This is a genomic window from Flavobacterium sp., assembly GCF_027484945.1.
Classification (GTDB): Bacteria; Bacteroidota; Bacteroidia; order Flavobacteriales; family Flavobacteriaceae; genus Flavobacterium.
This window is the reverse complement of record NZ_JAIXRZ010000033.1, coordinates 1-26951: the sequence shown is the minus strand read 5'-3', so window position 1 is coordinate 26951 and position 26951 is coordinate 1. Positions and strand designations below refer to the sequence as shown.

Annotated in this window: 22 protein-coding genes; 12 read left to right on the top strand and 10 right to left on the bottom strand. The window is 38.4% G+C overall.

Features of this window, described 5'->3' with window-relative positions:
* Nucleotides 1-86 precede the first annotated feature (86 nt).
* The 3 genes from Q0039_RS05445 to Q0039_RS05435 are packed head-to-tail and all read left to right on the top strand — an operon-like array spanning nt 87 to nt 4793.
* Entirely contained in the window at nt 87-2957 is a 2871-nt protein-coding gene (locus Q0039_RS05445; RefSeq protein ID WP_297510286.1) for a TonB-dependent receptor, read from the top strand.
* A gap of 17 nt (nt 2958-2974) precedes the next feature.
* On the top strand, nt 2975-4345 hold the full coding sequence (locus tag Q0039_RS05440; RefSeq protein WP_297510284.1) for a DUF5689 domain-containing protein: 1371 nt from the start codon (nt 2975-2977) through the stop codon (nt 4343-4345).
* A 1-nt stretch (nt 4346) separates the two neighbouring features.
* On the top strand, nt 4347-4793 hold the full coding sequence (locus Q0039_RS05435; RefSeq protein WP_297510282.1) for a lipocalin family protein: 447 nt from the start codon (nt 4347-4349) through the stop codon (nt 4791-4793).
* 50 nt (nt 4794-4843) lie between these two features.
* On the opposite strand, the gene Q0039_RS05430 is transcribed toward Q0039_RS05435, so the two are convergent.
* The 8 genes from Q0039_RS05430 to Q0039_RS05395 all read right to left on the bottom strand — a co-directional run bounded on the left by Q0039_RS05430 (nt 4844) and on the right by Q0039_RS05395 (nt 11945).
* Nucleotides 4844-5839, bottom strand: a complete 996-nt coding sequence (locus Q0039_RS05430; RefSeq protein WP_297510280.1) for an NAD(P)H-dependent glycerol-3-phosphate dehydrogenase — start codon at nt 5837-5839, stop codon at nt 4844-4846.
* 233 nt (nt 5840-6072) lie between these two features.
* Entirely contained in the window at nt 6073-7236 is a 1164-nt protein-coding gene (locus Q0039_RS05425; RefSeq protein WP_297510278.1) for an iron-containing alcohol dehydrogenase, read from the bottom strand.
* 383 nt (nt 7237-7619) lie between these two features.
* Nucleotides 7620-8198: a nicotinate (nicotinamide) nucleotide adenylyltransferase gene (gene nadD, locus Q0039_RS05420; RefSeq protein ID WP_297510276.1), complete on the bottom strand. Its 579-nt coding sequence runs from the start codon at nt 8196-8198 to the stop codon at nt 7620-7622.
* Between the two features lie 78 nt (nt 8199-8276).
* Nucleotides 8277-8855 carry a guanylate kinase gene (gmk, locus tag Q0039_RS05415; RefSeq protein ID WP_297510274.1) on the bottom strand — a complete coding sequence of 193 codons (579 nt, stop codon included), beginning with the start codon at nt 8853-8855 and terminating at the stop codon, nt 8277-8279.
* A gap of 10 nt (nt 8856-8865) precedes the next feature.
* A complete protein-coding gene (locus Q0039_RS05410) occupies nt 8866-9555 on the bottom strand; it encodes a hypothetical protein (protein WP_297510272.1) in 690 nt (229 codons plus the stop codon).
* Complete coding sequence (locus Q0039_RS05405; RefSeq protein ID WP_297510269.1) at nt 9556-10416, bottom strand: YicC/YloC family endoribonuclease; 861 nt, start codon at nt 10414-10416, stop codon at nt 9556-9558.
* A gap of 306 nt (nt 10417-10722) precedes the next feature.
* Nucleotides 10723-11598 carry a DMT family transporter gene (locus Q0039_RS05400; protein ID WP_297510267.1) on the bottom strand — a complete coding sequence of 292 codons (876 nt, stop codon included), beginning with the start codon at nt 11596-11598 and terminating at the stop codon, nt 10723-10725.
* Nucleotides 11595-11945: an ArsC/Spx/MgsR family protein gene (locus Q0039_RS05395; protein WP_297510261.1), complete on the bottom strand. Its 351-nt coding sequence runs from the start codon at nt 11943-11945 to the stop codon at nt 11595-11597. The genes Q0039_RS05400 and Q0039_RS05395 overlap by 4 nt, the downstream gene beginning before the upstream one ends.
* 292 nt (nt 11946-12237) lie before the next feature.
* Between Q0039_RS05395 and Q0039_RS05390 the strand changes: the two genes are divergently transcribed.
* The gene (locus tag Q0039_RS05390; RefSeq protein ID WP_297510256.1) at nt 12238-13380 is read left to right on the top strand and encodes a cystathionine gamma-synthase; all 1143 of its coding nucleotides are present in this window, start codon (nt 12238-12240) and stop codon (nt 13378-13380) included.
* A 68-nt stretch (nt 13381-13448) separates the two neighbouring features.
* Here the strand turns inward: Q0039_RS05390 and Q0039_RS05385 are convergent, their stop codons facing one another.
* Nucleotides 13449-14237, bottom strand: a complete 789-nt coding sequence (locus Q0039_RS05385; protein ID WP_297510253.1) for a glutamate dehydrogenase — start codon at nt 14235-14237, stop codon at nt 13449-13451.
* A gap of 254 nt (nt 14238-14491) precedes the next feature.
* Here Q0039_RS05385 and gdhA point away from each other — a divergent pair, with 254 nt between their 5' ends.
* The 6 genes from gdhA (at nt 14492) to Q0039_RS05355 (ending at nt 23931) form a co-directional block, all read left to right on the top strand.
* A complete protein-coding gene (gene gdhA, locus Q0039_RS05380; protein ID WP_297510250.1) occupies nt 14492-15835 on the top strand; it encodes an NADP-specific glutamate dehydrogenase in 1344 nt (447 codons plus the stop codon).
* 113 nt (nt 15836-15948) lie between these two features.
* Entirely contained in the window at nt 15949-18264 is a 2316-nt protein-coding gene (locus Q0039_RS05375) for a two-component regulator propeller domain-containing protein (RefSeq protein WP_297510247.1), read from the top strand.
* Nucleotides 18265-18267: 3 nt separating this feature from the next.
* Complete coding sequence (gene recO, locus Q0039_RS05370) at nt 18268-18981, top strand: DNA repair protein RecO (RefSeq protein ID WP_297510244.1); 714 nt, start codon at nt 18268-18270, stop codon at nt 18979-18981.
* Between the two features lie 382 nt (nt 18982-19363).
* Entirely contained in the window at nt 19364-22765 is a 3402-nt protein-coding gene (gene ileS / locus Q0039_RS05365) for an isoleucine--tRNA ligase (protein WP_297510239.1), read from the top strand.
* 8 nt (nt 22766-22773) lie between these two features.
* Nucleotides 22774-23154: a TraR/DksA C4-type zinc finger protein gene (locus tag Q0039_RS05360; RefSeq protein ID WP_297510236.1), complete on the top strand. Its 381-nt coding sequence runs from the start codon at nt 22774-22776 to the stop codon at nt 23152-23154.
* A gap of 105 nt (nt 23155-23259) precedes the next feature.
* The gene (locus Q0039_RS05355; RefSeq protein WP_297510234.1) at nt 23260-23931 is read left to right on the top strand and encodes a lipoprotein signal peptidase; all 672 of its coding nucleotides are present in this window, start codon (nt 23260-23262) and stop codon (nt 23929-23931) included.
* Here the strand turns inward: Q0039_RS05355 and Q0039_RS05350 are convergent.
* Nucleotides 23916-24482, bottom strand: coding sequence for a 5-formyltetrahydrofolate cyclo-ligase (locus Q0039_RS05350; protein ID WP_297510231.1), 567 nt, complete (start codon nt 24480-24482; stop codon nt 23916-23918). The two genes, Q0039_RS05355 and Q0039_RS05350, sit on opposite strands and share 16 nt — an antisense overlap.
* A 268-nt stretch (nt 24483-24750) precedes the next feature.
* On the opposite strand from Q0039_RS05350, the gene uvrC reads away from it, so the two are divergent.
* Together uvrC and Q0039_RS05340 are read left to right on the top strand one after the other, a co-directional pair.
* Nucleotides 24751-26553, top strand: a complete 1803-nt coding sequence (gene uvrC, locus Q0039_RS05345; RefSeq protein ID WP_297510228.1) for an excinuclease ABC subunit UvrC — start codon at nt 24751-24753, stop codon at nt 26551-26553.
* A 73-nt stretch (nt 26554-26626) separates the two neighbouring features.
* A partial coding sequence (locus tag Q0039_RS05340; RefSeq protein WP_297510350.1) for a patatin-like phospholipase family protein occupies nt 26627-26951 on the top strand: 325 nt, incomplete at its 3' end.

The window sequence follows — 26951 nt, the reverse complement described above, 5'->3', positions numbered from 1 at the left end:
TAAATATTATAATGAAAAAATGTACCTTTGTAGGCTGTTAAGTTTATCTTAACTTTTTTTATATCGAAATTAACATTGTTTTATTTATGAAAAAATTTGTATATGTTACTTTACTACTCCTACAAAGCTGGGCTATTGTGGCTCAAACGGGTACTGGAGTTAAGGGTAAAGTAGTGGAAGCGAAGACGAACAAGGCCTTGCAGAACGTCATTGTTTCTATTCAGAATACCAACTTTACCCAAGTGACTAATCGTGAGGGAGAGTTTGTTTTCAAAGATTTAAATTCTGGACCTGTGCTTTTAAAAGTGAGCAGTACTGGATTTAAAGATCAACTCCTTAATTTGGAAGTATCTAAAGGCCAAATAACCGATATAGGATTGATCATTTTGGAAGAGGATGTAACCTTGGAGCAACAAATCAACTTGATTACCATTTTGGAAAACGACTTGAATGATGATAACAGTGGTTCCGAAAATACGGCTGGTTTATTGCAAGCTACCCGGGATACGTATCAACAAGCTGCCGCTTTTAATTGGGGTCAGGCACGTTTTCGCATCCGCGGATTAGATAACGAATATGCAACCACCATGATTAATGGAGTGGTAATGAATAAATTATTGGATAATCGTCCACAATGGGGTAATTGGGGAGGTCTTAACGATGCTACCCGCAACCAAGAATTCACGATGGGTTCTGCACCTTCAGATTATACATTTGGTGGTATTTTGGGAACCCAAGAAATTAACACGCGCGCCTCAATTTACCGAAAAGGTACCCGAATATCTTATGCAGGGACCAATACTAATTACAATTGGCGTGCAATGGCCACCCATGCTTCAGGGATGAATACTAATGGTTGGGCGTTTGTTATTTCGGCTTCTCGACGTTGGGCACAAGAAGCCTATTTTGAAGGCACTGATTATTCTGCGAATTCCCTTTTTGCTAGTATTGAAAAACGTATCAACGACAATCATAGTTTAAATTTAACGGCCATTTATGCGCAAAATCGTCGTGGCCGTAATTCCTCCAATACGAATGAAATCAACAGCATCGCCGGATTGAACTACAACTCGTTTTGGGGATGGCAAGATGGAGAAAAAAGAAATTCCAGAGATCGCGAAGTGGATGAGCCTATACTAATGCTTACACATTATTGGAAAATTAACGACAAAACGCGTTTAACATCCAATATGATGTATCAATTTGGTAAAATAGGAAACTCGCGTTTGGATTTTGTTAATACTGCCAATCCCGATCCAACCTACTATCAAAATTTACCTAGTTACTTTACTTCATTATATGAAAATAATCCATCAGTAGTTCCTGCTTCGGCTTACCAACCCGGTGGTTTAGGAGGTATATTTAATCCAAATCTAGTAGGCGCCATGGACGCCCCGTTTTTGACCCAGCGCCAAATCGATTGGAATGCGATGTATCGTGCTAATACCACTCCAATTTTGGATGCTAATGGAAATGAAATCGGCCGTCAAGCCGCCGAAAGCAAATACGTTTTATATGAAGATCGTGCCGACGACAATTTAATTGTAGCCAACTCCATCTTAAGTTCTCAACTTTCGGACAACATTGTGATGAATGCCGGTGCAAGTTATAGCCGTTTAAAATCGTCAAACTTCCAAATGTTGACCGATTTATTAGGAGGGTCGCACTTTCTAGATGTGGATCCATTTCAATCGGGAACCGCACAACAACCCGACTTGAATAATCCCAATCGTCGTGTTGGTGAAGGAGAAAAATATGGGTACAACTACAACCTATTCGCAGACCATATTGATGCTTTTTCACAATTTAAGTTTACTTATAAAAAAGTTGATTTCTATTTGGCTCAGTCTTTCAGCCGTAAAACGTATCAAAGAGAAGGATTATATCGAAATGGAATTTATGCCAATTCGTCTTTTGGTAAAAGTGATAAAGTTGATTTTGATAATTTTGGTTTCAAAGGAGGTCTTACCTATAAAATTACAGGAAAACATTTCGTAACTGTTAACAGTTTATACATGTCCAAAGCACCCTCTATGCGTAATGTATTCTTTAATGCACGTTTGAGTAATACACCGATTCGTAATTTGGAAAGTGAGAATGTATCAAATGTAGATTTAAGTTATGTAATTAAAACCCCTACGTTTAAAGCGCGTTTGACCGCCTATTATGCCAATATTAAAAATGCAACCGAAACTTCTTTCTTCTTTGCCGAAGGCGCTTTTGAAGATAATGATGGTGATGGTGGAGATGCGTTCGTAGCAGAGATTGTAACAGGATTAGATAAATTGAATATCGGTGCTGAATTAGGGCTGGAATACCAAATCACTTCAACGATCAAAGGTACTTTAGCCGCTTCTTATGGTCAGTTCACTTACAATAGCAATCCTAATGTGGTGTTGAATGATGATTCGCGCGCTGCAAATGGACTCTCTACTTTGGTTAACTTGGGAGAATCTAAATTAAAAAACTACCGTCAACCCGGAATCCCAAATCAAGCATATGCTGTAGGATTAGAGTATCGCGATCCTAAATTCTGGTGGGTAGGGGCTAATGTCAACTACTTGGCCGACACGTATTTGGATGTCTCTTCGGTATTACGAACCAACAGTTTCTTACGCAATCCACAAGATGCAAATGGATTCCAGTTTCCAGAAGCAACTCAAGAGCGTGTGGATCAGTTGTTGAAACAAGAGAAGTTTGACCCATATACTTTAGTAAATTTAACCGGAGGTAAATCATGGAGAATTTCTGGTAAAAACCCCGTTACTTTAGGCTTGTTTGCCACTTTAAATAATATTTTTGATGTACGGTATAAAACCGGCGGATTTGAGCAAGCGCGTAACGCTAACTTCCGTGAGTTAAATCAAGATGTATCGAGCGGCACACCAGCATTTGCTCCCCGCTACTTCTATGGTTTTGGACGCACCTATTTTTTCAACGTATACATTAATTTTTAAAAAAATAATCGAACAATATGAAAACATCTTTTTTTAAACCCCTTCTTGCGCTAACGCTTATAGCAAGTACTTTTATCGGTTGTGTTAACGACGACGATTATGATACTCCACAGGTAAACTGTATTGAAACTACCTTAGTTAAAAATAAAGAGGTTTCTCAAATTACTGCTGGGTCTACAGTAGCTCAATATACACAAGATGATGTAATTGAAGCTTACGTAGTTTCTTCCGATAAAGGCGGTAACTTTTACAAATCGATTTCATTCCAAACAATCCCTACAACTGCCAACCCTGTTCCTTCAGCGTTTAGTGTACCTGTAGATGTAACTTCTACGTTTATTACGTTTGAACCTGGTCGTAAAGTATTGATCAAAATGAAAGATTTATATACGGACGTGAGTAACGGAGGCCGTCGTTTCGGAGGTTTGTTTGTAAATTCAACCGGAACAGCGTCTGTTGGACGTTTGGCTCCTGCTTTATACCGTTCGGTTTTAAACAAATCTTGTACGATTGTTCCCGAGAATCAATTAGCAAGAACCCTTACCATTCCTCAATTATTAAATGATGCTAATATCAATACTTTGGTTGATTTAAATAATGTACAATTCTCAAATCAGGCCATTACAACAACGTATTATGATGCCAACAATGATTTAGGAGGGGCTACCAACCACTTGTTGGTCGATGCGGATGGAAATACTGTGATTTTCCGAACCAGTAGCTTTGCTAATTTTGCTTCGCGTCCGGTTGCTTCTGGTCGTGGAAAAGTTCGAGGAATTTTAACGAAATTTGGTTCTGACTATCAGTTTATTGCTCGAACCGAAGACGATATCGAATTGACAGGGCCTCGTTTGGTGCCCATTTTCTCTGAAAATTTCGAAGGAATTGCCAATACTGGAAATAACCAATTCGTTGCCTTACCCGGATGGAGCAATGTATCCATGAACGGAGGAAACGAAAAATGGGAAGCTCGTATCTTCAGTGGAAATAAATACGCACAGTTTTCTCCTTTTGGTTTAACGCCTGCCGAGAATAATGTGGATACTCGCTTAATTACTCCTGGAATTAACTTAGCGGGAACAACAGGCGCTTTCTTACGCTTCGGTTCAAAAATCGGTTTTGCTAACGGAGAAGCGGTAACCGTATGGGTTTCGACCAACTATAATGGTTCGGGATTAGTAGCGGATGTAAATGCTGCTACATGGACACAACTACCTGCAACCTTTGCTGCACAAACCACAAGTTTCCCTACCAATTTTACAAGCTCAGGAAATGTTGATTTGTCTGCTTACACTGGAACAGTATACATTTCTTTCCGTTATGTAGGAGGTACTAATAATATTACATCGACGTACCAAATTGACAACATTGAAGTCATTGCACAATAAGATGAAGAAGTTTGTATTCCTTTTACTAGTACTTCCACTGCTTAATACAGCTTGTGGTGAAGATGATGAAACCTTTGTGCAACAAAATTACCTCGTCGGGAAATGGGAAATAACCAAAACCGGCTCCATGAATGCTCAAGGCGCGATCAATTATAGCAATTATGTGAATGATGCTAATTGTGATAAAGACAATTACATTTTTAATAGTGACCTTACGTTTCAAAAAAATGATTTTGTAAACTTAGGAACCTGTACAAACCAATCAATTACAGGAACGTATAATCGTTTATCAACCAAACTAACCTTGCGTTATACTGAAAATGTAGGAGGCACTCCTCAGGTGGTTAACCAAACCTTTACAATCGTGTCACTCACTTATACAGAAATAGTAGTGGCCTATACTAATAGTGTTAACCAATTGGTATATTTAAAAATGTCAAAGGTGTAATCTATCCTTTAAATTAAAAAAAATGAGGCTCAATTTTGAGCCTCATTTTTTTAATCTAGTTTTTCTGTCAATTTTTTAAAGGTACTTTTTGCATCTTTACCTTCATACAAAATTGCATAGACTGCATTAATGATAGGGGTATTCGCTTTATACTCTTGATTCAATTTATAGGCGCTTTTAACCGCATAATACCCTTCAGCTACCATACTCATTTCCATCATCGCCGATTTAACCGTATAGCCTTTACCAATCATGTTTCCAAACATACGATTACGTGAAAATACCGAATACCCGGTTACTAATAAATCCCCTAAGTAGGCCGAGTTATTAATATTACGCTTCATACGGTGCACTTTTCGAATGAATTTCTTCATTTCCCGAATGGCATTACTCATAATTACCGATTGAAAATTATCGCCATAGCCCAAACCATGTGCGATACCCGCAGCAATCGCATAGATGTTTTTTAGCATTGCAGCATATTCAGTGCCTATAATATCGTCAGAAGTTTTTGTTTTTATATAATTCCCAGCCAACAGTTTTGCCATTACCTTTGCTTTCTTCGTGTCGCCACATGCAATCGTTAAATAAGACAATCGTTCCAAAGCAACCTCCTCTGCATGACATGGACCCGTAATCACTCCAATATTTTCATAAGGAATGTTATAGGTTTTATGGAAATGTTCACCCACAATTAAAAAGGTCTCCGGCACTATTCCTTTAATTGCAGAGAAGATAATTTTGTTGTCTAGATTCACGGTCAACTTTTCCAATTCTTGGCTTAAAAACGCCGAAGGAATTGCAAAAATAATATAATCAGCATAGGCTACAGCCTCATTTATGTCTTGGGTTAACCGCAATTTATTGATGTCAAATTCAACCGAACTTAAGTAATTGGGGTTGTGCTTGTAGGCCTTTAGATGATCAATTGCCGATGCATTGCGCATATACCAAGCAATCTCATTGAGATTGACACATAACATTTTTACAATCGCTGTGGCCCAACTCCCGCCACCGATAACGGCTACTTTTGGATAATTTTGCATGTTTGTTGGTTTGGAATTTCAAAAATACGCTATTTCTCGCTTTTGCCCAAAGAATGACCGAATCCTAGCCAAAAAACTTTAACATTTACTTTAACACGGATTCCCACAATTTGGGAACAATTTCAACGTTTCTTAAGTAAGGTTAGATTAGTTCGTTAATTTTTTGTTTTGGTTTGAAAAAAAGGCGTTCTGTACTAAACGGAACGCCTTTTTAATTTAGTTCTTTCAGTAAATTAATAACTAAGAGCTACAATTTCGCGCACTTTTTCTGGTGTTATATTTTGCCGTTCGCCCAATGCCAACCAACCCCGATCTTCGAAACGTTTCACAATTAGCTCTGCAGTACCCACACTATTTTCGACATTTTCTGAAATACGGGTTTTCATACCCATTGTTTGGTAAAATTCAACGGTTTTTTCAATCGCTGCTAGCGCAATTTCCTCTTTCGTTCCGGTTAAACCCCAGATACGTTGACCGTATTGCGCTAATTTTTCTTTCTTTGTATCAAACATAACCCGGTAGAGATTCGGACCGATTATTGCCAATGTTCGCGCATGGTCGATTTCATACAGTGCTGTTAACTCGTGGCCAATCATGTGGGTGGCCCAATCGGAAGGGACCCCTTTCTGAATCAAACCGTTTAAGGCCATCGTAGCCGACCATACAAAATTGGTGGCCAATTTATAATCACTAGGGTTTTCAACAACCGAGGGACCAATTTCTATTAAGGTTTGTAAAATACTTTCCGCAATGCGGTCTTGTAGCAATGCATCATGGGAGTAGGTTATATACTGTTCCAACACATGAGTAAAGGCGTCGACCACTCCATTTTGTAATTGCCGTTTGGGCAAAGAAACGATTACTGTTGGGTCAACAATAGAAAATTTTGGAAACAATCCACTTCCGCCTAAGGTTAATTTTTCTTGGGTGGCCTCAATGGTAACTACTGCTCCTGAATTCATTTCAGAACCCGTTGCGGGCAAGGTCAATACCGTTCCAAAAGGAATACAAACGGATGGATCTTTGAATAATATTCGTTGTTTTAAAATTTCAATGGCATCTCCAGGATAATTCACAGCTCCCGAAATAAATTTTACGCCATCAATTACACTCCCACCACCTACAGCTAATACAAAACCTACATTTTCTTTACGGATTATTTCAACTGCTTTCATCAAGGTTTCATAGCGTGGATTGGGTTCGATTCCACCAAACTCTAAAAGTTCAAAGTCTGCTAAAGCTGCTTTTACTTGGTCATAAACGCCATTTTTAAAGATACTTCCACCTCCATAAGCCAAAAGCACTTTGGTGTTTTTAGGAGTTAAATTTGCCAGTTTGGCAATTTGTCCTTGGCCGAAGATATAATTTACGGGATTGTATAATTCAAAATTTGTCATTGATGTAACTATTTAGAAATGCAAAAGTAAAGCTTACCATAGAAATCGAATGGTAAGGGAATGTTAAGTTTGCCGTTTCCTTTTATCCATATTTTATGAATAAAAGAGGTGGGAGCTATTTATTCGAATATTTCAGACTTTATTTTTATTTATGAAACGATGTAAAATAAACAGCCCAAATCCAATTAAATAAAAGACAGATAAATAGTCCGGTGTTGCTTTGTTCATTAGTCGAAAAAGCAATTGAATTAGTACTCCAACAAATAAAATAATTAATGCAATTAGTCGTAATTCAATAAGCAAAAGTGAATAAAATGATTTTTTTTCAGCGTTTTGTTTTGGATTATTTAATGATGATTTCATGGTTTAATATTGTATATGCATTAGCGATAAAATAAATTTTGATCGAGATAGTGCCACACTTTTTCAGGTAAAAGTGGTCGTACATTTTTTTTATTTGCGATTCCTTCTCGTATCGCTGTTGAAGAGATTTCCACCACGGGTGCCTTAATTTTACTCACCTGCGCCTGTTGTATCAATTCAGGTAAACCTTCGCCATCCGCGATACGTGGATAGACATAAATTGCATGGTGTTCCAAGATGTACTCGTAATTTTTCCATTTGTGTAGCGAATTCAAATTGTCTTCGCCCATGATCAATGAAAATTCGTACGTTGGAAATTTCTCCTGCAAATGCACCAAAGTGTTTACCGTATAATTGGGTTGCGGCAACTTAAATTCAATATCGGAGGGTTTAATTTTAGGATAATCCTCAGTTGCCAAATGCACCATATGCAAACGTTGGTAGTCGTCTAGTAAGGTACGTTTCTCTTTGTGGGGATTATGCGGTGTCACCACCATCCAAATTTGATCCAAATCGGAATACTCCGCCAAGTGATTGGCAATAATCATATGCCCTACATGAATAGGGTTAAAGGTTCCGAAGTATAATCCTATTTTCATTTGTTTTGAATTATAAATGATAAATTATAAATGAGATTTGTATAATATTTATAATTTAAAATATCAAATTTAAAATAGTTAAACCCTTCCTGCAATGAACTCCCTCACCAGCTCCACTGCATCCTGTTTCGCTGTCTCCAAATCATAATTCTTAATAATCGTATCAAACTGTGGTGCTGTAGCCAATTCCACATGGGCTTTGGCAATTCGCATATTGATTTTATCATCGCTTTCGGTAGAGCGTTCTTTCAAACGGCGTTTGAGTTCGTCTACACTTGGAGGTTTTACAAATACCGCCAGTGTTTCGTTGGGGAATTTCTTTTTAATCCGTAATCCCCCCGCAACGTCAATGTCAAAAATTACATTTTTACCCAACGCCCAAATGCGTTCTACTTCACTTTTTAAGGTGCCGTAAAAGTTGTCACGGTACACTTCCTCCCATTCTACAAAATCTTCTGCTTTGATGTGTTTTTTAAACGCTTCAATACTGATGAAATAGTAATCTTTGCCGTGAACTTCTTCACCTCTTGGGGCACGCGTAGTGCAGGAGACCGAGAATTCTAAATTCAATTCTGGAATACCTAATAGATGGCGAACTATAGTGGTTTTTCCCGATCCCGAAGGAGCTGAGAAAACAATTAATTTTCCTGTAGACATGTGCGTTGTGTTATTTTTTTATAGGCAAATTCCCATAGGTTAGGGTATAACCTTCTTTACTTTTTCTAAATTTAATTTGGAGTTCCTCCCCTTCAACCAATCCCCAATCGACCAATAAATCTCCATTAATGAATAAGACCGCGATGTTAGTCGTTGAATCCTTTCGAAGCGTACTCAACCATTGTACATCTTCTCGAAAGCGCTTCTTTGAACCCGAATACGTGTTCCAGTTTTGAATAATATAGTAATGGGCCACTGGAAGATCTGCTTTTGTGATTCGTTGTCCATGTACATCGACCATCAAGTTTAAATAGTCATCCAAGGTCTCGCCATTGGCAATATCATCGTATAGGCAAGGCTTGTAATTGTTTTCAAAGGATGCAAAGGCTTGTGTCATTTGGACCCCGCTGCATTCCTCCGTGCCTTGATAACAATACCGAGTGCCCTTTTGGTCAAAAAGCTTCATCTCTGAACTAAATCCCAACAACAAATTACGGTAGATCGAGGCACTGTCGCCGACTTTCTCTACGGTCAAAAAATAGGTTGGTTCATCCGGTAAAACGTCTTTGAAATAGGTATTCACTTCGGCTTTCGATTGCACCTGCGGATTTTTTAACCCTACCAAAGTTTTCATCATTGGTCCACAAGAAGTAAGTCCGAAAAGCCCTAAAAAAGCACAAACCAACCGAAAATTTACCATCTATAAAACGTTTAAAACCTGTTCTTTGATTTTTTCCAATTCGTCTTTCATCATTACCACGCATTTTTGCATTTCTGAATGGTTTGATTTTGAACCCATGGTATTAATTTCACGGCCCATTTCTTGGGTAATAAAACCTAACTTTCGACCGTTGGCTTCTGAGCCCGCTAAGGTTTCCATAAAATAATTCAAATGATTATCTAAACGAACCCGCTCTTCAGTTATGTCATATTTTTCAAGATAATAAATCAATTCTTGTTCGAAGCGATTGGGATCTACCGCTACCTCCAATTCGTCTAGTGCAGTTCGCAAACGCGTTTTTACAGTTTCGATACGCGCGCTGTCAAACGAAATTGCTTCATGCATCAAATTGCGGATGTTGGAAATGCGTTGAGTAAACTCCCGTTCAAGCGCCATTCCTTCGTCGGTACGAAAATTAATCATGTTTTGCAAGGCTTCATCGATAACCGACTGTATGTGTTTCCATTCGGTTTCATCCAGATCGTCGCGTTCGGTTTTTAGTGCATCGGGCATCCGAACAGCCATTTTCATTAATTCCGTGGGATCGGCCTCAGGAATTATGGTAAGCATTTGAGCGATATATCCTTTGACAATCGGACCATTGATTTTAGAAGTTGTTTCTTCTCCTGTAATTTCTATAAACAAAGAAAAGTCTACTTTCCCACGTTCTAACCGTTGGGATAGCAAATTGCGCAATCCCAATTCCATTTCCCGATATAAAGAGGGCATCCGAGTATTTACGTCTAGGCCCTTGCTATTAAGGGATTTAATTTCAACAGTAATTTTTTTGGTTGGCAATTGCAAAGAAGCTTTCCCAAATCCGGTCATCGATTGTATCATACTAATGTAAAAAGGAGTTCAAAGATAGTTATTTTTTTTGGCCCCTGTCAAGCCACCGCGCTATCCGCTAAATCTCCCGAAGATTCGGGAGGATACCGCTTCTATCGCTGGGGCAATCAAACAACGACAATTTGAGAATGGTTGTTCTATCGCATTCACGGGTATAGTTTTAAACCCTTTCCACTCCACTGAAAACTGTGACTACTAACTAACGACCAACAACTAACCACTAGTCACTAATCACTAATCACTAGTCACTAATTACTAGTCACTAGTCACTAGTCACTAATCACTAATCACTTAGCGCTACTTCTTCGTCACCAAATACACTCCTGTAAAAATCAACGCTGCGGAAGTCAATTTTACACCATTCAAATCGTCTTTGCCCAAACTTACAGCAAAAACCGTTGCAAACAAAGGTTGTAGGTAGATGAAGACCGCTACTGTAGTAGGTTTTAGTTCCCGCATCGAAATCAAATTCAACAAATAGGTCAAAAAAGTAGAAAATACAACTACAAAACCAATTTTCCAAAGAATGTCGTGGTCTAATGTAGCCCATGCTATAGCCTGAAATTCACTCCACCCAAAGGGTAGCACCATCAAAAATCCAAAAGTGTAAATCCATTTCACAAAAGTGAAGGCATTGTATTTATCCATAAGTTTTTTGACGATGATGAGGTAGAAGCCATAGGAAACGGCATTCACAAAAACCAAAAGATTTCCTAAAAAAGCATTGGAAGCATTTACCACCGATTTTCCATATAAAATTAGCGTTACCGTACCTACAAGACCAAGTCCAATGCCTAAAACTTTCTCTTTTTTCATGCGTTCTTTCATGAGTAGGGCCGAGAGTATTAAAACAATCATTGGCGTGGTGACCATTAAGACCGCACCCATAATAGGCGAAGTATAACTCAGCCCTTTAAAAAACGTAAGCATATTAAATGCCACTCCAAACAAAGCGGCTGCTACGATACGCGGAAAATCGTTTAATGCAATTTTTTCTTTGGGTCCGAAAAATGAAAGTAACCAAAACAATAGCACCGAACCCCCTACGCGCAAAACGATAAAGCCAAAGGGTTCGACATATTTTGGCATCACATCTTTGGCAAGGGTAAACGTAACGCCATAGATTATGGAAACTAAGGTTGCCGCAATTAGTGCCCAGCTACGTTTACTCATGATAAACTGTGTATTGCTTGTGCGACCACTTTTGGACTGTTTCCAATAAAAATCTGGTCATCTCGAATAATCACCGGTCGGTTTAAAAAGGTGTAGTGCTCCAAAAGGTATCGTTTAAAGTCGGCTTCACTTAAGTTTTCGTCTTTCAGCCCCATTTCTTTATACAACTTTGCCCGTTTACTAAATAAAACTTCATACGATCCCGAAAGGGCATGGATTTCCTCCAATTGCCTTAACGTTAAGGGTGCTTCTTTGATATCTTGAAATACAAAACCCGCTGTATTCGGCAACGATTTTAGGATGCGTTTACAAGTATCACAAGTTTTGAGGTAGTATATTTTTCGCATGCAAAAAAGTTTTTGTAAAAGTAGTTATTCTATGGCAGATTTCAGTATTCAGGGAGCAGTATTCAGGGAGCAGTGTTCAGTGTTCAGTATTCAGTGTTCAGTGAGCAGTGTTCAGTATTCAGTATTCAGTATTCAGTGAGCAGTGTTCAGTTTTCAGTATTCAGTGAAAAGTAAATTTAACGACTAAAAGCCAATAGCTAACGTCTAACAACAATTCCCTCTTTGGGATTAGGGCTATGAAGCTTTCGAATCAACCAAATTTCCTACCTTTGCAGGTATAGATTTTTTTCTTATGAAATTTAATACAAAAGTAATTCACGGTGGTCAGCACCATGAAGAGGTTACCGGATCTGTGATGACGCCGGTTTTTCAAACGTCTACGTATGCGCAAGTAAGCCCAGGTAAACCCGTAGGCGATTACGAATACAGCCGTGCAGCAAACCCTACACGTCAAGCGCTGGAAGATGCTTTAGCGTCAATTGAAAACGGTGCGCGCGGTCTAGCCTTTGCATCGGGTCTAGCGGCAACCGATTGTTTGTTGCGTTTGTTCAAAGCCGGTGACGAAATTATAGCCATGGACGATTTGTATGGGGGAACGTATCGTCTGTTTACACGATTATATAAGGATAGCGGTATAAAGTTTCACTTTGTAGATATGAACGATTTAGAATCGTTCCAAGCCTTAATTAACGAAAACACCAAATTGGTTTGGGTTGAAACACCTACCAATCCGTTGATGAAATTGGCAGATATTGCTGCTATTGCTAAAATCACAAAACAGCACCAAATTTTATTTGCCGTTGATAATACCTTTGCTACTCCATATTTACAAAAACCCCTAGAATTAGGCGCAGATATCGTAATGCATTCTGCAACAAAATATCTAGGCGGTCACAGTGATGTTATTGCGGGCGCTTTGGTTATTAAAGACAAAACATTAGGCGACGAGTTGCATTTTAAACAATTTGCAACGGGTGGAACTTTAGGACCTATGGACAGTTATTTGGTGTTACGCGGAATCAAAACCTTGCATTTGCGTGTGCAACGCCATTGTGAAAACGGTATGAAAGTAGCCGAGTTTTTGAGTAATCATCCAGCGGTAGATAAAGTGTTTTATCCGGGATTACCCGATCATCCGCATCATTCTATTGCTAAGAAACAAATGAGTGGCTTTGGGGGCATGGTTTCGTTTACTTTTAAATCGGGTAAAGGAGAAGATGCGATCGCCTTTTTGGAGAAAGTAAAAGTATTCACTTTAGCTGAGTCCTTAGGAGGTGTTGAATCATTGGCCAATCATCCGGCTTTGATGACTCACGCTTCAATCCCAGAAGATAAACGTAAAGAAGGTGGTATTTCTGACGATCTTGTCCGTTTGAGTGTAGGGGTTGAAGATATAGACGATTTGATAGCCGATTTAGAACAAGCCTTTCGTTAATTTAAATCATAATAAAAATAAAGCTCCGAATTTCGGAGCTTTATTTTTATTGGAATGAATAAAATATTCTATTGTAAATAATAAATATAACCAAAATTAAGCATTAGGTTCCAGTCGTTAGCTCTATTTTCAGTATAAATACGAGGGTCCGGACTTAAACCATCCACCCAGTTTGAAAAATAGTATTGCCAACGGAGCTCCACCATCAAGTCAGACATTTCATTAAGTTTATAACGCGTTCCTAGACTCGAAACTACGGACCAAGTTGTTCCTCCACGTGTGTCAAACGCACCAATATATTTAATAGGTGTAACAGTTGGTAATTCACCTAAGCCTTCACCTAAGGTTGAATAGGCTGTTGGTTTGAAAAAACAAAACTGAGCTCCCATACCAATAAATGGCGCCCAAGCTCCATTAGTAGCGGTAAAATCACGAATACTTAACGGGTAAAATTCCAATTGCATTCCGATATTCGTAACAGCTGTACTTCCACGCATTCCACGTAATTGATTCGCTATTAAAGAATTTTTCTTTGCATCTACCCATTGACCAAAATGCTGCAATTGGGTTTTATTGTAGGACAACTCGCTTCGAAGTTTGAAGTGATCGTTAAAATAGGTTTCAGGAGTATAACAATTACATTCCGCTCGGTAAGAAAAGTTTAAGTAGTGAATTAAACCTATAGAATATCCGGTATTTCCGGCATTAGTAGAAAAGTCATGGCGCTCACCATAATCCGATTGAAAAGCAACCGGACCTGTGATTGCCCCAATTTCATGGGAAAACCCAAATTGTGCTGCCAAACGGGAGCTAAATCCCAACAACAACAACGAGGTCATTACAAAATACTTAGACATTCTTATACAAGATTTTTCAATTCCCGACAAATATATAAAAACATCATTCACTTGGAAAACAATTTAAAAAAATACTTCTATACTTACGTAAAAAAGCATAAAATATTGTAAACCTTCACCAAAAGCGCGCGCTCAAGAAGTTCAATGGCTTCCTAAAAATTATGTGAATTAAAAAAAAACAGCCCATTATTTTAATAAAATGTATATTTGTCGCAGTATTAACGAAAACGTTTTCTTTAACAAACTATAATTTTATGTCACAAGCAATCAACAATTTCTTAGCAGAAGTTGCCAAAAGAAATGCGAATGAGCCTGAATTTATGCAGGCGGTAAAGGAAGTGGCGGAGACCGTAATTCCTTTTATTGAAAAGAATTCAAAATACCAAAACAAAATGCTTTTGGAACGAATGGTTGAGCCCGAGCGCGTAATTATGTTCCGAGTATGTTGGATAGACGACCAAGGAAACACCCAAGTAAACCGCGGGTACCGTATTCAAATGAATTCTGCGATTGGTCCTTACAAAGGAGGAATTCGCTTCCATCCTTCGGTTAATTTAAGCATCCTTAAATTTCTTGCATTTGAGCAAGTGTTTAAAAACAGTTTAACAACACTTCCAATGGGTGGAGGAAAAGGAGGTTCAGATTTTGATCCAAAAGGTAAATCAGACAACGAAATTATGCGTTTTTGCCAAGCTTTTATGACAGAACTTTCGCGACATATTGGTGCCGATACAGATGTTCCTGCTGGAGATATTGGTGTAGGTGGTCGTGAAGTTGGGTATATGTTTGGTCAATATAAAAAATTACGCAACGAGTTTACGGGAGTATTAACTGGCAAAGGAATTACGTTTGGAGGGTCATTAATTCGTCCTGAAGCTACAGGTTATGGTGATGTATATTTTGCACAAAACATGTTGGCTACCCGTGGCGAAAGTTTCCAAGGGAAAACCGTTGTGGTTTCGGGTTCAGGTAACGTTGCGCAATATGCAATTGAAAAAGCTACACAATTAGGAGGTAAGGTAGTTACGGCATCTGATTCTTCAGGATATATTTATGATGCTGACGGTATCGATGCAGAGAAATTAGCTTTTATCATGGACATTAAAAATGTTCGTTATGGACGAATTAATGAGTACGTAGCTAAATATCCAAATGCTACTTTTGTGGCTGGTAAACGTCCATGGGAAGTAAAATGTGATATTGCATTACCCTGCGCTACCCAAAATGAATTAAACGGTGAAGAAGCAAAACAATTGATTGCAAACGGATGTATTTGCGTAGCGGAAGGGGCAAATATGCCTTCTACACCAGAAGCTATTGAAGCATTTACTGCAGCAAAAATATTATTTGCACCGGGTAAAGCTTCCAATGCAGGAGGTGTTGCAACTTCAGGGTTGGAAATGTCCCAAAACTCATTGCGATTAAGTTGGACTCGCGAAGAGGTAGACCAGCGTTTACACAAAATCATGAGTGATATTCATGAAGCTTGTGTTAAGTATGGTAAAGATGAAACGGGTTATGTTGATTATGTTCGTGGAGCTAATATTGCCGGTTTCGTTAAAGTTGCCGATGCGATGTTAGGTCAAGGTGTAGTATAAGCAATCTCGCCTTAATAAATATAAACCTTCTCTCCAATCGAGAGAAGGTTTTTTTATGTCATCCATATGTTTTTGCGTAATATTGCGTTACGGATTAGAACTTGATTTTGCGAATGAAAAAATTAATGCTTTTCTTCATAATTATTGCCCAATCGGCGTTGGCTCAAACCAACCGTTTGTGGCAAGGGTATTTCTCATTCAATAAACTTTCAGCAATTACTCAAAGAGAAACAACCGTATATGCAGCTTCAGAAAATGCAATTTTCTTTCAAAAACCTTCCGATGGTTTTTTAGAAACAATTACCACTATCAATGGTCTAAAAGCAGAAAATATTTCGGCAATTCATTATAGCGAAGCGTATCAAGTTCTTTTGGTTGGAAACGAAAATGGACTTTTATTAGTCGTCAACAAAGAGGGTAGTGTATCCGTAAAAAACGGAATACTTACTGAAGTGCCAGTGCCTTCATCGGTTAAAAAAATTAATCATTTTACGGAAGATAATGGGAAGGTTTACATTGCAACCGATTACGGGATTTCAGTGTTTAATTTGAATCAGATGGAGTTTGGCGACAGCTATTATATTGGTGATGGAGGCGCACAAATTAAGGTGATACAAACTATGGTTTACGACAATACTATTTATGCAGTATTGAACAATTTCCGGATTAAAAAAGCCGGAGTTTCGAATCCTTTTTTGATTGATTATGCCCAATGGACGTATCACGATTCTGGGTTTTGGTACGGAGCGCAAGCATTTCAAAACCAATCCGTTTTTTATAACGCAGATGGGAATGTATACCGTTGGAATGGAACGGGATATTCCCTTCTTTTTTCAGCGGGAATTGTACCGGTTGATTTTCGAACAACTGCAGCGTATGTTGTTGTCACGTCATCACAAAATGTTAAGATAGCCAATGCTTCGGGGACTTTAGTTTTAAATTACAATGCGTCCAGTTATCCCGATACAGCGGTCACTTTTAATGCGGCAACGGTAATTGATGAAACGGTTTACATTGCAACAAACGAAGTTGGATTGATACAGTTTCCTTTGTCATCCCCTTCCAATGTAACCGTGCTGAAACCGGATGGACCCGAGTTAAATCAGCCTTTTCGACTGAAAAAAACCACAGATAAGTTATTTGTAACCTACGGTAAATTTGACTTCACTTACAACCCTTACAACCCCAATCCACCCTATCAGCCGTATTTATTTCCTATAAATTATTTTGATAACCAACAGGGATGGAACACGCTTACAACCGATGCGCTTCTGGATGCGCGTAGTTTAAATAATGTCTTAATCAACCCCAAAAATGATAAAGAAATCTTTGTAAGTTCTTATTTTTCTGGAATACTTAAGTTGGAAGATCTTGTTGCAACTACATTGTATACGAATACCAATACCGGTACAAACGGACTAGAATCTTTAGCACCGGGAGTAAATGACGTCCGAATAAATGGATCGGCATTTGATTCTAAAGGCAATCTTTGGGTGACCAATGCCTATGTGACCAAAGGAATTAAAGTGTTCAAGTCTACAGGGCAATGGCAATCGTTTGATTTAACGACAGCCATGACCGAACCGCAATTTGAACGGTATGCACAGATGGCAATCGATAAAAATGACACCAAGTGGATTCCAACCTTTCGCGCTAATGGTTTAGTTGCGTTTAATGAAAATTACAGCAATAAATTTATTTTAATCAAATCTGGAACGGAGGGTAACTTACCTAGTTTGGATGTACGTTGTGTAGCTATTGACAACCGAAACCAAGTTTGGATTGGAACAGCGCGCGGTTTGCGGACCATCTCCTCTGTAGATACATTTATTACAGCAGATGAAATTCAATCCAAACCGATAATTATCAATGAGGTTATCAATGGGGTTGAACTCGCACAAGAGCTGTTTTATGAGCAGGTTATTTTGGATATTTGTTTAGACGGAGCGAATCGTAAATGGGTCTCTATTGCCGATTCTGGAGTGTATTTGGTGTCTTCCAATGGTCAACAAACCCTGTTTCATTTTACCAAAGAAAATTCTCCATTGCCCAGTAATAATGTGCTTGATGTTGAAATTGATAGTGTTACCGGTGAAGTCTTTTTTGCCACCGAAAAAGGATTGGTTTCCTACAAAGGAACGGCCACTAAACCTAGTGATGACTTGGCTTCCGTTTATGTTTATCCCAATCCGGTGCGACCAGAATTTACAGGCACAGTGAAGATCGCGGGATTAACCGATAAAGCAATTATTAAAATTACAGATATTGAAGGAAATCTTGTATATGAAACTACTGCTGCCGGAGGAACAATTGAATGGGATACAACAGCTTTTGGTAGATACCGCGTAGCTTCTGGCGTGTATATGATTTTTATTTCTGCCGAAGACGGCTTAGATACTGCAGTTCGAAAAGTCATGATTATCCGCTAGACTATGCTTGTCAAAACCAAAGCATTTGTTTTATCCGCTTTAAAGTATCAGGAAAAGAGTCTGATTGTGAAATGTTTTACATACAGTGACGGACTCAAATCCTATTTTGTTCCGAATGCGTATTCGGGTAAAAAATCCAATCAAAAGATTGCCTATTTTCAGCCTTTAACATTGCTTGAAATCGAAGCCGTTCATAAAAACAAAGGAACACTTGAGCATTTTCGGGAAATTAAATTAGCAGCGGCCTATCAGACTATTCCGATGGATATAGTCAAGAGCACGATTGTTATTTTTCTCTCCGAAATACTCCATCATAGTATCCGCGAAGAAGCGAAAAACACATCCCTTTTTGATTTAATCGAGTCGGCATTACTTTGGCTCGATGCCCATGATGAAATTGCTAATTTTCATTTAATACTTTTGCTAGAAGTGACTAAATACCTCGGATTTTATCCCGAAAGCAGTCTGTCCACAGATCCTTTTTTTGAACTTACAGAAGGTATTTTTGTGCCAATTCAAGGAGTAACCTGCCTAAATGAATATGAAACAATGCTTTGGCGAAAACTTATGGAACAAAAAATCGAAAATCCAGGCAAAGTATTCACCTCTCCGGAGCGCGCTATTTTACTTAAAATTTTAATGGATTTCTACACCATTCATTTGGAGGGGTTTAAAAAACCAAAATCACTCGAAGTTCTTCGGGAAGTATTTGCTTAGGGTAGTCAACAGTATTCAGTATTCAGTAATCAGCATTCAGTAATCAGTAAACAGTATTCAGCATTCAGTCACAAGTTACTAATCACTAGTCACTAGTTACCAATCACTAGTCAACAGTATTCAGTAATCAGTATTCCGCTTTCAGTATTCAGCATTCAGTAATCAGTCAACAGTAATCAGTCAACAGTATTCAGTCACTAGTCGCCATTCACTAATCACTAATCACTAGTTACTAATCACCAATCACTAGTCACTCTTATTTTTCGTATTTTCTACAATCGCAACTTAAATAATTCCTAAAAGTAAGCGCAGTTTCGCCTAATTTGTGCCCTCGTAAAGCAATTTTCATTACTTTCGCAATCGGATTCAAGAAAACGACAAAATGAGTACAAAATTTACTGAATACAAAGGACTTGACCTGCCTGTTGTGGCAGCTGAGGTACTTAAGTTTTGGAAAGAAAAGAACGTCTTTGAACAAAGTGTCACTTCACGAGAAGGAGCTCCACCCTATGTGTTTTTTGAAGGGCCACCTTCTGCAAACGGTTTGCCTGGAATTCATCACGTAATGGCACGTGCGATTAAAGATATTTTTTGTCGTTATAAAACCCAAAAAGGCTATCAAGTAAAACGAAAAGCAGGTTGGGATACGCATGGTTTACCCGTAGAATTAGGTACTGAAAAGGAATTAGGTATTACCAAAGAAGCTATCGGAAAAACGATTTCGGTAACAGCATATAACGAAGCGTGTAAACGCACCGTGATGCGCTATACAGACGTTTGGAACGATTTAACCGAAAAAATGGGCTACTGGGTCGATATGAACGATCCCTATGTAACGTATAAGTCCAAATATATGGAGTCGGTTTGGTGGCTGTTGCATCAAATCTACACTAAGAATTTATTGTATAAAGGATACACTATTCAACCCTATTCACCCAAAGCAGGAACGGGTTTGTCTTCGCACGAAGTGAACCAGCCTGGAACTTATCGCGATGTAACCGATACTACAATTGTCGCACAATTCAAAGCGGTAGCCGAAAGTTTGCCTGCCTTTTTACAAGAATTTGGCGATATTCACTTTTTGGCATGGACCACTACACCTTGGACATTACCATCGAATACGGCTTTGACGGTCGGACCTAAAATTGACTATGTTTTAGTAAAGTCATTTAACCAATATACGTTCGAACCCATCCAAGTAATTTTAGCGAAACCTTTATTGGGTAAAGTGTTTGGTGGAAAATATACAGTTGCTGAAAGTGACGCTGATTTTTTCAACTATAAATCGGATGATAAAAAGATTCCTTATGCAGTAATCGCTGAAGCAAAAGGAGCCGATTTGGTAGGGATTCGCTACGAACAGTTATTACCGTATGTGTTGCCGTATCAATCGCCGGAAAATGCATTCCGAGTGATTGCGGGTGATTTCGTGACTACCGAAGATGGTACCGGTATCGTGCATACTGCACCAACTTTTGGAGCAGATGATGCTAAAGTTGCCAAAGAAGCCACACCCGAAGTTCCACCAATGTTGGTTTTGGACGAAGCAGGTAATCCTGTTCCACTCGTGGATTTACAAGGGCGTTTCATTCAAGGTTTGGGAGATTTATCAGGCAAATATGTTAAGAATGAATACTATAATGAAGGAGAAGCGCCCGAGAAATCGGTAGATGTTGAAATCGCTATTCGTTTAAAAGAAGAAAACAAAGCCTTTAAGGTCGAGAAATACGTACACAGTTATCCACACTGTTGGCGCACAGACAAACCGATTCTCTACTATCCATTAGATTCCTGGTTTATCAAAATTACGGAAGTAAAAGACCGAATGTTTGATCTAAACGATACTATCAATTGGAAACCCAAAGCTACTGGAGACGGACGTTTTGGAAATTGGTTAAAAAATGCCAACGACTGGAACTTATCGCGGTCTCGTTATTGGGGTATTCCATTGCCGATTTGGCGAACAGAAGATAAAACGGAAGAAATTTGTATTGGTTCGATTGAACAATTGTACAATGCGATTGAAAAAGCGGTGGCTGCGGGTCTAATGACCGAGAATCCCTACCGTGGCTTTGAAATTGGGAACATGGACGAAGCCAACTATGATTTGGTGGACTTACATAAAAACATCGTAGATAATATCGTGTTGGTTGCTCCATCTGGTAAAGCCATGAAACGCGAATCCGACTTGATTGACGTTTGGTTTGATTCCGGTGCGATGCCGTATGCACAATGGCATTATCCGTTTGAAAATAAAGCGATGATTGACAATAATGAGGCTTTTCCTGCCGATTTTATCGCTGAAGGCGTTGATCAAACGCGCGGATGGTTTTATACATTACACGCTATTGGAACCTTGGTTTTTGACAAAATCGCATACAAAAATGTAGTTTCCAACGGTTTGGTACTGGATAAAAATGGACAGAAAATGTCTAAACGCTTGGGCAATGCTGTTGATCCTTTTGAAACCTTAAGCGAATATGGTCCTGATGCAACCCGTTGGTACATGATTTCCAATGCAAATCCATGGGATAATTTAAAATTTGACATTGAAGGAGTAGCTGAAGTTCGCCGTAAGTTTTTCGGGACGCTATACAATACCTATTCATTCTTTGCTTTATATGCGAATATTGATGGGTTTACCAATCAAGAAGTTGAAGTTCCATTAAACGAACGACCTGAAATTGACCGTTGGATACTATCAGAGCTGCATACCTTAATTCAAACCGTAGACGAGGCCTATGCCGATTATGAACCGACTAAAGCAACACGTGCTATTGCAGATTTTGTCCAAGAAAATCTAAGTAATTGGTATGTCCGTTTGTGTCGTCGTCGTTTTTGGAAGGGGGAATATGGAACCGACAAAATTGCCGCCTATCAGACCCTGTATACGTGTCTGTTAACCGTTGCTAAATTATCGGCTCCTGTAGCACCTTTCTTTATGGATCAGTTGTACCGCGACTTGGTCAATGCAACGGGAACCCCTGAATTTACTAGCGTTCACTTGGCAAATTTTCCGGAATTTGTTGAAAAATTTGTTGATAAATCACTGGAACGTAAAATGTTAAAAGCACAGACTATTTCATCTCTGGTATTGTCCTTACGCAAAAAAGAGATGATTAAAGTGCGTCAACCTTTACAAAGAGTAATGATTCCAGTACTTGATCCGACATTTAAAGCCGAAATTGAAGCGGTTTCCGACTTAATTAAGTCGGAAGTTAATGTCAAAGAAGTAGAGTTACTAGATGATGTTGCAGGAGTGCTAGTAAAACAAATTAAACCGAATTTTAAGGCACTTGGCCCTCGATTTGGAAAAGACATGGGTCTGATTTCCAAAGCAATACAAAATTTCACTCCCGAGCAAATCAATTCGATTGAAAGTAAGGGAGAATTAGATATTGAAATATCCGGAAAAAGTATAACTTTAACATCCCAAGACGTAGAGATTTCCTCTCAAGATATCCCGGGTTGGTTGGTAGCTAATGCAAACGGCATTACTGTTGCATTAGACATCACCTTAACGGACGCATTAGTAGAAGAGGGAATTGCACGCGAATTGGTAAACCGTATCCAAAATATCCGTAAAGACTCCGGGTTTGAAGTAACCGACAAAATTAAAGTAGCGTTACAGCGCAACGGAGCTTTGGAAAAGGCTATTCGAAATAATGAAAAATATGTATGTTCGGAAACCTTAACCGAAGAATTAATTTTTATGGACGTATTGGCAAACGGTTCAGAAATTGAGTTCGATGATATAAAAACTAGAATATTAATCTCAAAATAGGAATAATTATGGTTGAAGAAAAATTGAGATATTCAGACGCTGATTTAGCGGAATTCAAAGAGATTATCTTAAAGAAAATTGAAAAAGCACAGACTGATCTTGAATTGATCAAAAGTGCGTATATGAATGATTTAAACAACGGAACAGACGACACTTCGCCTACATTTAAAGCATTTGAAGAAGGAAGTGAAACCATGAGTAAGGAAGCCAACTCACAATTGGCAATTCGTCAAGAGAAATTCATTCGCGATTTGAAAAACGCCTTGTTTCGTGTTGAAAACAAAACCTATGGTATCTGTAAAGTGACGGGGAAATTGATTTCCAAAGAACGCTTGAAAATCGTACCCCACGCTACCATGAGTATCGAAGCAAAAAACATGCAACGCTAAGTTGTTTATCGATTAGTAAACGCTCCTTTAAGGGGCGTTTTACTTAAAAAAACCTATTTTTGCCCACATAAAAATAATTCAAACCTCCATCAATAGCACAGCCGTATGAAATTAAGAAATGCAGCGCTAATCATTTTCCTTTTATTGGCCATTGACCAATTTTCTAAGCTATACATCAAAACCAATTTTATGCTTCAAGAAAAATATGATGTATTCAGTTGGTTTAAAATTTATTTTATCGAGAATGAAGGAATGGCATGGGGCACTGTAATTCCAGGGGCCTATGGAAAGTTAATCTTGACGGTATTTCGAATAGTAGCTGTAGGAGTTATCGCTTACTGGTTGTGGGATGCGATCAAAAAAAATAAAAACAATTTATTAATTACTGCCATCAGTTTAATTTTTGCTGGTGCACTTGGTAACATTGTAGATTCTGTTTTTTATGGAGTCGTTTTTGACGACAGTATAAACCATTTGGCTACTTTCTTTTCCGATCAACCCTACGGAACATTATTTCACGGTAAAGTTGTGGATATGTTTTATTTTCCGATTATTGAAAACTATAGTTTACCCTCATGGATTCCGTTAATCGGTGGCAAAGAATTTACCTTTTTTAATGCAGTTTTTAATATAGCCGATATGGCTATTTCAACAGGTGTAGGGATATTAATTGTGTTTAACAAACGCGCTTTTGCTCATACACCGGAACCTGCCAATGTGTCTATCAAATCTTGGGATGACGATCATCACGATGCACCTTCTCAAGAAAACGAATAAATTTCTTCCGGCGTTACACAATAATCCAATCGAACGTCTGCTTGAGTTGCATCTGAAATTTCGGAAACGGCATCAAATATGGATAAGCCAATTTTAATGGTGTCAGGACGACACTTCATTAAAAAGCGATCGTAGAACCCTTTCCCATAACCTACACGACATCCTTTTTTGTCAAACGCTAATAATGGTATAAAAACAACATCCAATTTGTTTTCGGGCACTAGCAAACCCTCAACGGGCTCGGGAATACCATAACTGTTTTTACGTAATTGGGTGTTTTCTGTAAGTAAATAATGGGTAAGAGTGCCCAACTCAAAATTGCTTTTTGAAATGACGACCTCTTTGTCTTTCCCTAAAAGAATAGGTAAAATAAACTCGGTCTGAACTTCTTTTTGTTCGGTAATCGTTAAAAACAAATGGTAATATACGTGCTCCCAAATGGGCATATTTACCAATTGATTTGCAATTTGTAAGCTTTTAAACGCTAGTTCTTCATCATTAAGCTCTTGGCGTTTTATTTTATACGCTTTTCGCAATTCCTTTTTTAACATCAATTATCACTTCAATTCATGTGTAAAGGTAATTAATGTAATGCTAATTTTTATCGCGTAAGTAGTAGCGTTTATTCAATACTGCTGAAATTAAAGCCAATAATTAAAAAAATTCAACTAAAAATGGAACTCAATCCTTTATGAGTTTTACCGGCGAAAATTAACGTATGGGGTTTTTTACTTTTGAATTTTAACAACAGGAGGTTAAAAATCATTCTTTGGAGTGTATTGCGGGTTTCTTCTGTGTATTTTTGTAAAAAAGATTTCGATGGCTGTGCCCACTGCATTAGAGTTGCAAATTCAAACGTTACCCGACAATCCTGGGGTATATCAATATTTTGATAGCGAAGGGAAAATTTTGTATGTGGGAAAAGCAAAGAATCTAAAAAAAAGGGTAGCCTCCTATTTTAACAAAGTGCATGATAATGCGAAAACCAATTTATTGGTTCGAAAAATCCATGAAATAAGACATATTGTAGTAGCCACAGAGGCCGATGCGTTATTGCTGGAAAATAATTTAATTAAAAAATTACAACCACGGTATAATGTATTATTGAAAGACGACAAGAGTTATCCATGGATTTGTATTAAACGCGAACCTTTTCCGCGCGTGTTTCCGACGCGAAAAATGATCAAAGACGGCTCAGATTACTATGGGCCTTATACCAATTTTAAAGTGGTTCAGGCTATTTTGGAAATGATTAAAGAGTTATATCCGTTACGCACCTGTTCATTAGATTTAAAACCTGCCAATATCAAAAGTGGTAAATTTAAGGTGTGTTTAGAATACCATATTGGCAATTGCAAAGGCCCCTGTGAAGGAATGGAATCAGAACAGCATTATTTGGAACAAGTTGCAGCTATCCGTGAAATATTAAAAGGGAATTTCAAAGACAGTTTGCGTGATTTCAAAAAGAAAATGCACGATTTTGCCACGGCGATGCATTTTGAAGAGGCCCAGAAAATGAAAGAAAAAATCGAGGCTTTAGAAAACTATCAAGCGCGATCTACGATAATAAATCCCAAGATTTCAAATATTGATGTATTTTCCATTGTTTCAGATGAAAGTATGGCTTTTGTCAATTTTTTACAAATCGCTCATGGTGCAATTGTGCGTTCACATACCTTAGAACTGAAAAAGAAATTGGATGAGTCCGATGAAGAATTATTGTTGCTTGCAGTGATTGAATTGCGCGAACGCTTTCATTTGACTTCTAAAGAAATTGTAGTGCCGTTTATGTTGGATTTAGGGGATAAAATTAAGGTCACCGTGCCACAATTAGGCGATAAAAAGCAAATTTTAGAGCTCTCCCAACGCAATGCAAAATACCAACGATTGGAACAATTAAAACAAATTCAGATTGTCGATCCAGAACGGCATACCAATCGAATTATGGCTCAAATGCAAAAAGATTTACGCCTATCGGTTGAGCCCCGACATATCGAATGTTTTGACAATTCAAATATCCAAGGAACCCATCCGGTTTCGGCATGTGTAGTATTTAAAGACGGAAAGCCCAGCAAAAAAGATTACCGCCATTTTAATGTCAAAACCGTTGAAGGGCCAAATGATTTTGCAACAATGGAAGAAGTAGTTTACCGGCGTTACAAAAGGTTGCTAGACGAACATCAACCCTTACCCCAATTAATTATCATTGACGGAGGCAAAGGGCAGTTATCAGCGGCATTAAAAAGTTTAGAGGAATTAAACTTACGGGGTAAAATCGCTATTATCGGCATTGCTAAACGTTTGGAAGAGTTGTTTTATCCAGGTGATTCAATTCCTTTATATTTGGATAAAAAATCAGAAACCTTAAAGGTTATCCAGCATTTGCGCAACGAAGCACACCGTTTTGGGATTACTTTCCATCGGGATAAACGAAGTAAATCGGCATTGCAATCAAGTATGGAGACCATTCCGGGTATAGGTGAAAAGACAATGCAAGCGTTACTAAAGTATTTTAAAAGTGTTAAAAGACTAAAAATTGCTTCCGAAAGTGAAATTTCTAACGTGATAGGACCTTCAAAAGCCAAAAAAATTTACGAATTTTACAAGGAAAATCAGAACTAACTCCAATTTGAAAGTAGTAGGTACATCCCGCGTTTATTTTAGAATTCCATTGGGGAGTTTATGGGCTTTATTCATTTGGTTTTTGCCTGGTTTGCTATTTGCACAAGAGGCTCCTAAGCGACCTAAAATCGGATTGGTATTGAGTGGCGGGGGTGCCAAAGGGTTTGCCCACATAGGTGTATTACGTGTTTTGGAAGAGACCGGTGTTAAAATTGATTATATCGGAGGAACCAGCATGGGCGCGGTTGTAGGGGGGTTATATGCAACGGGCTACAATGCCCAGCAAATCGATTCTATTTTTCACGATACAAATTTCAACGAACTTTTAAGTGATTTTATTCCGAGAAGTTCGAAGAGTTTTTACGAGAAGCGAAACGATGAAATGTATGCACTTACGT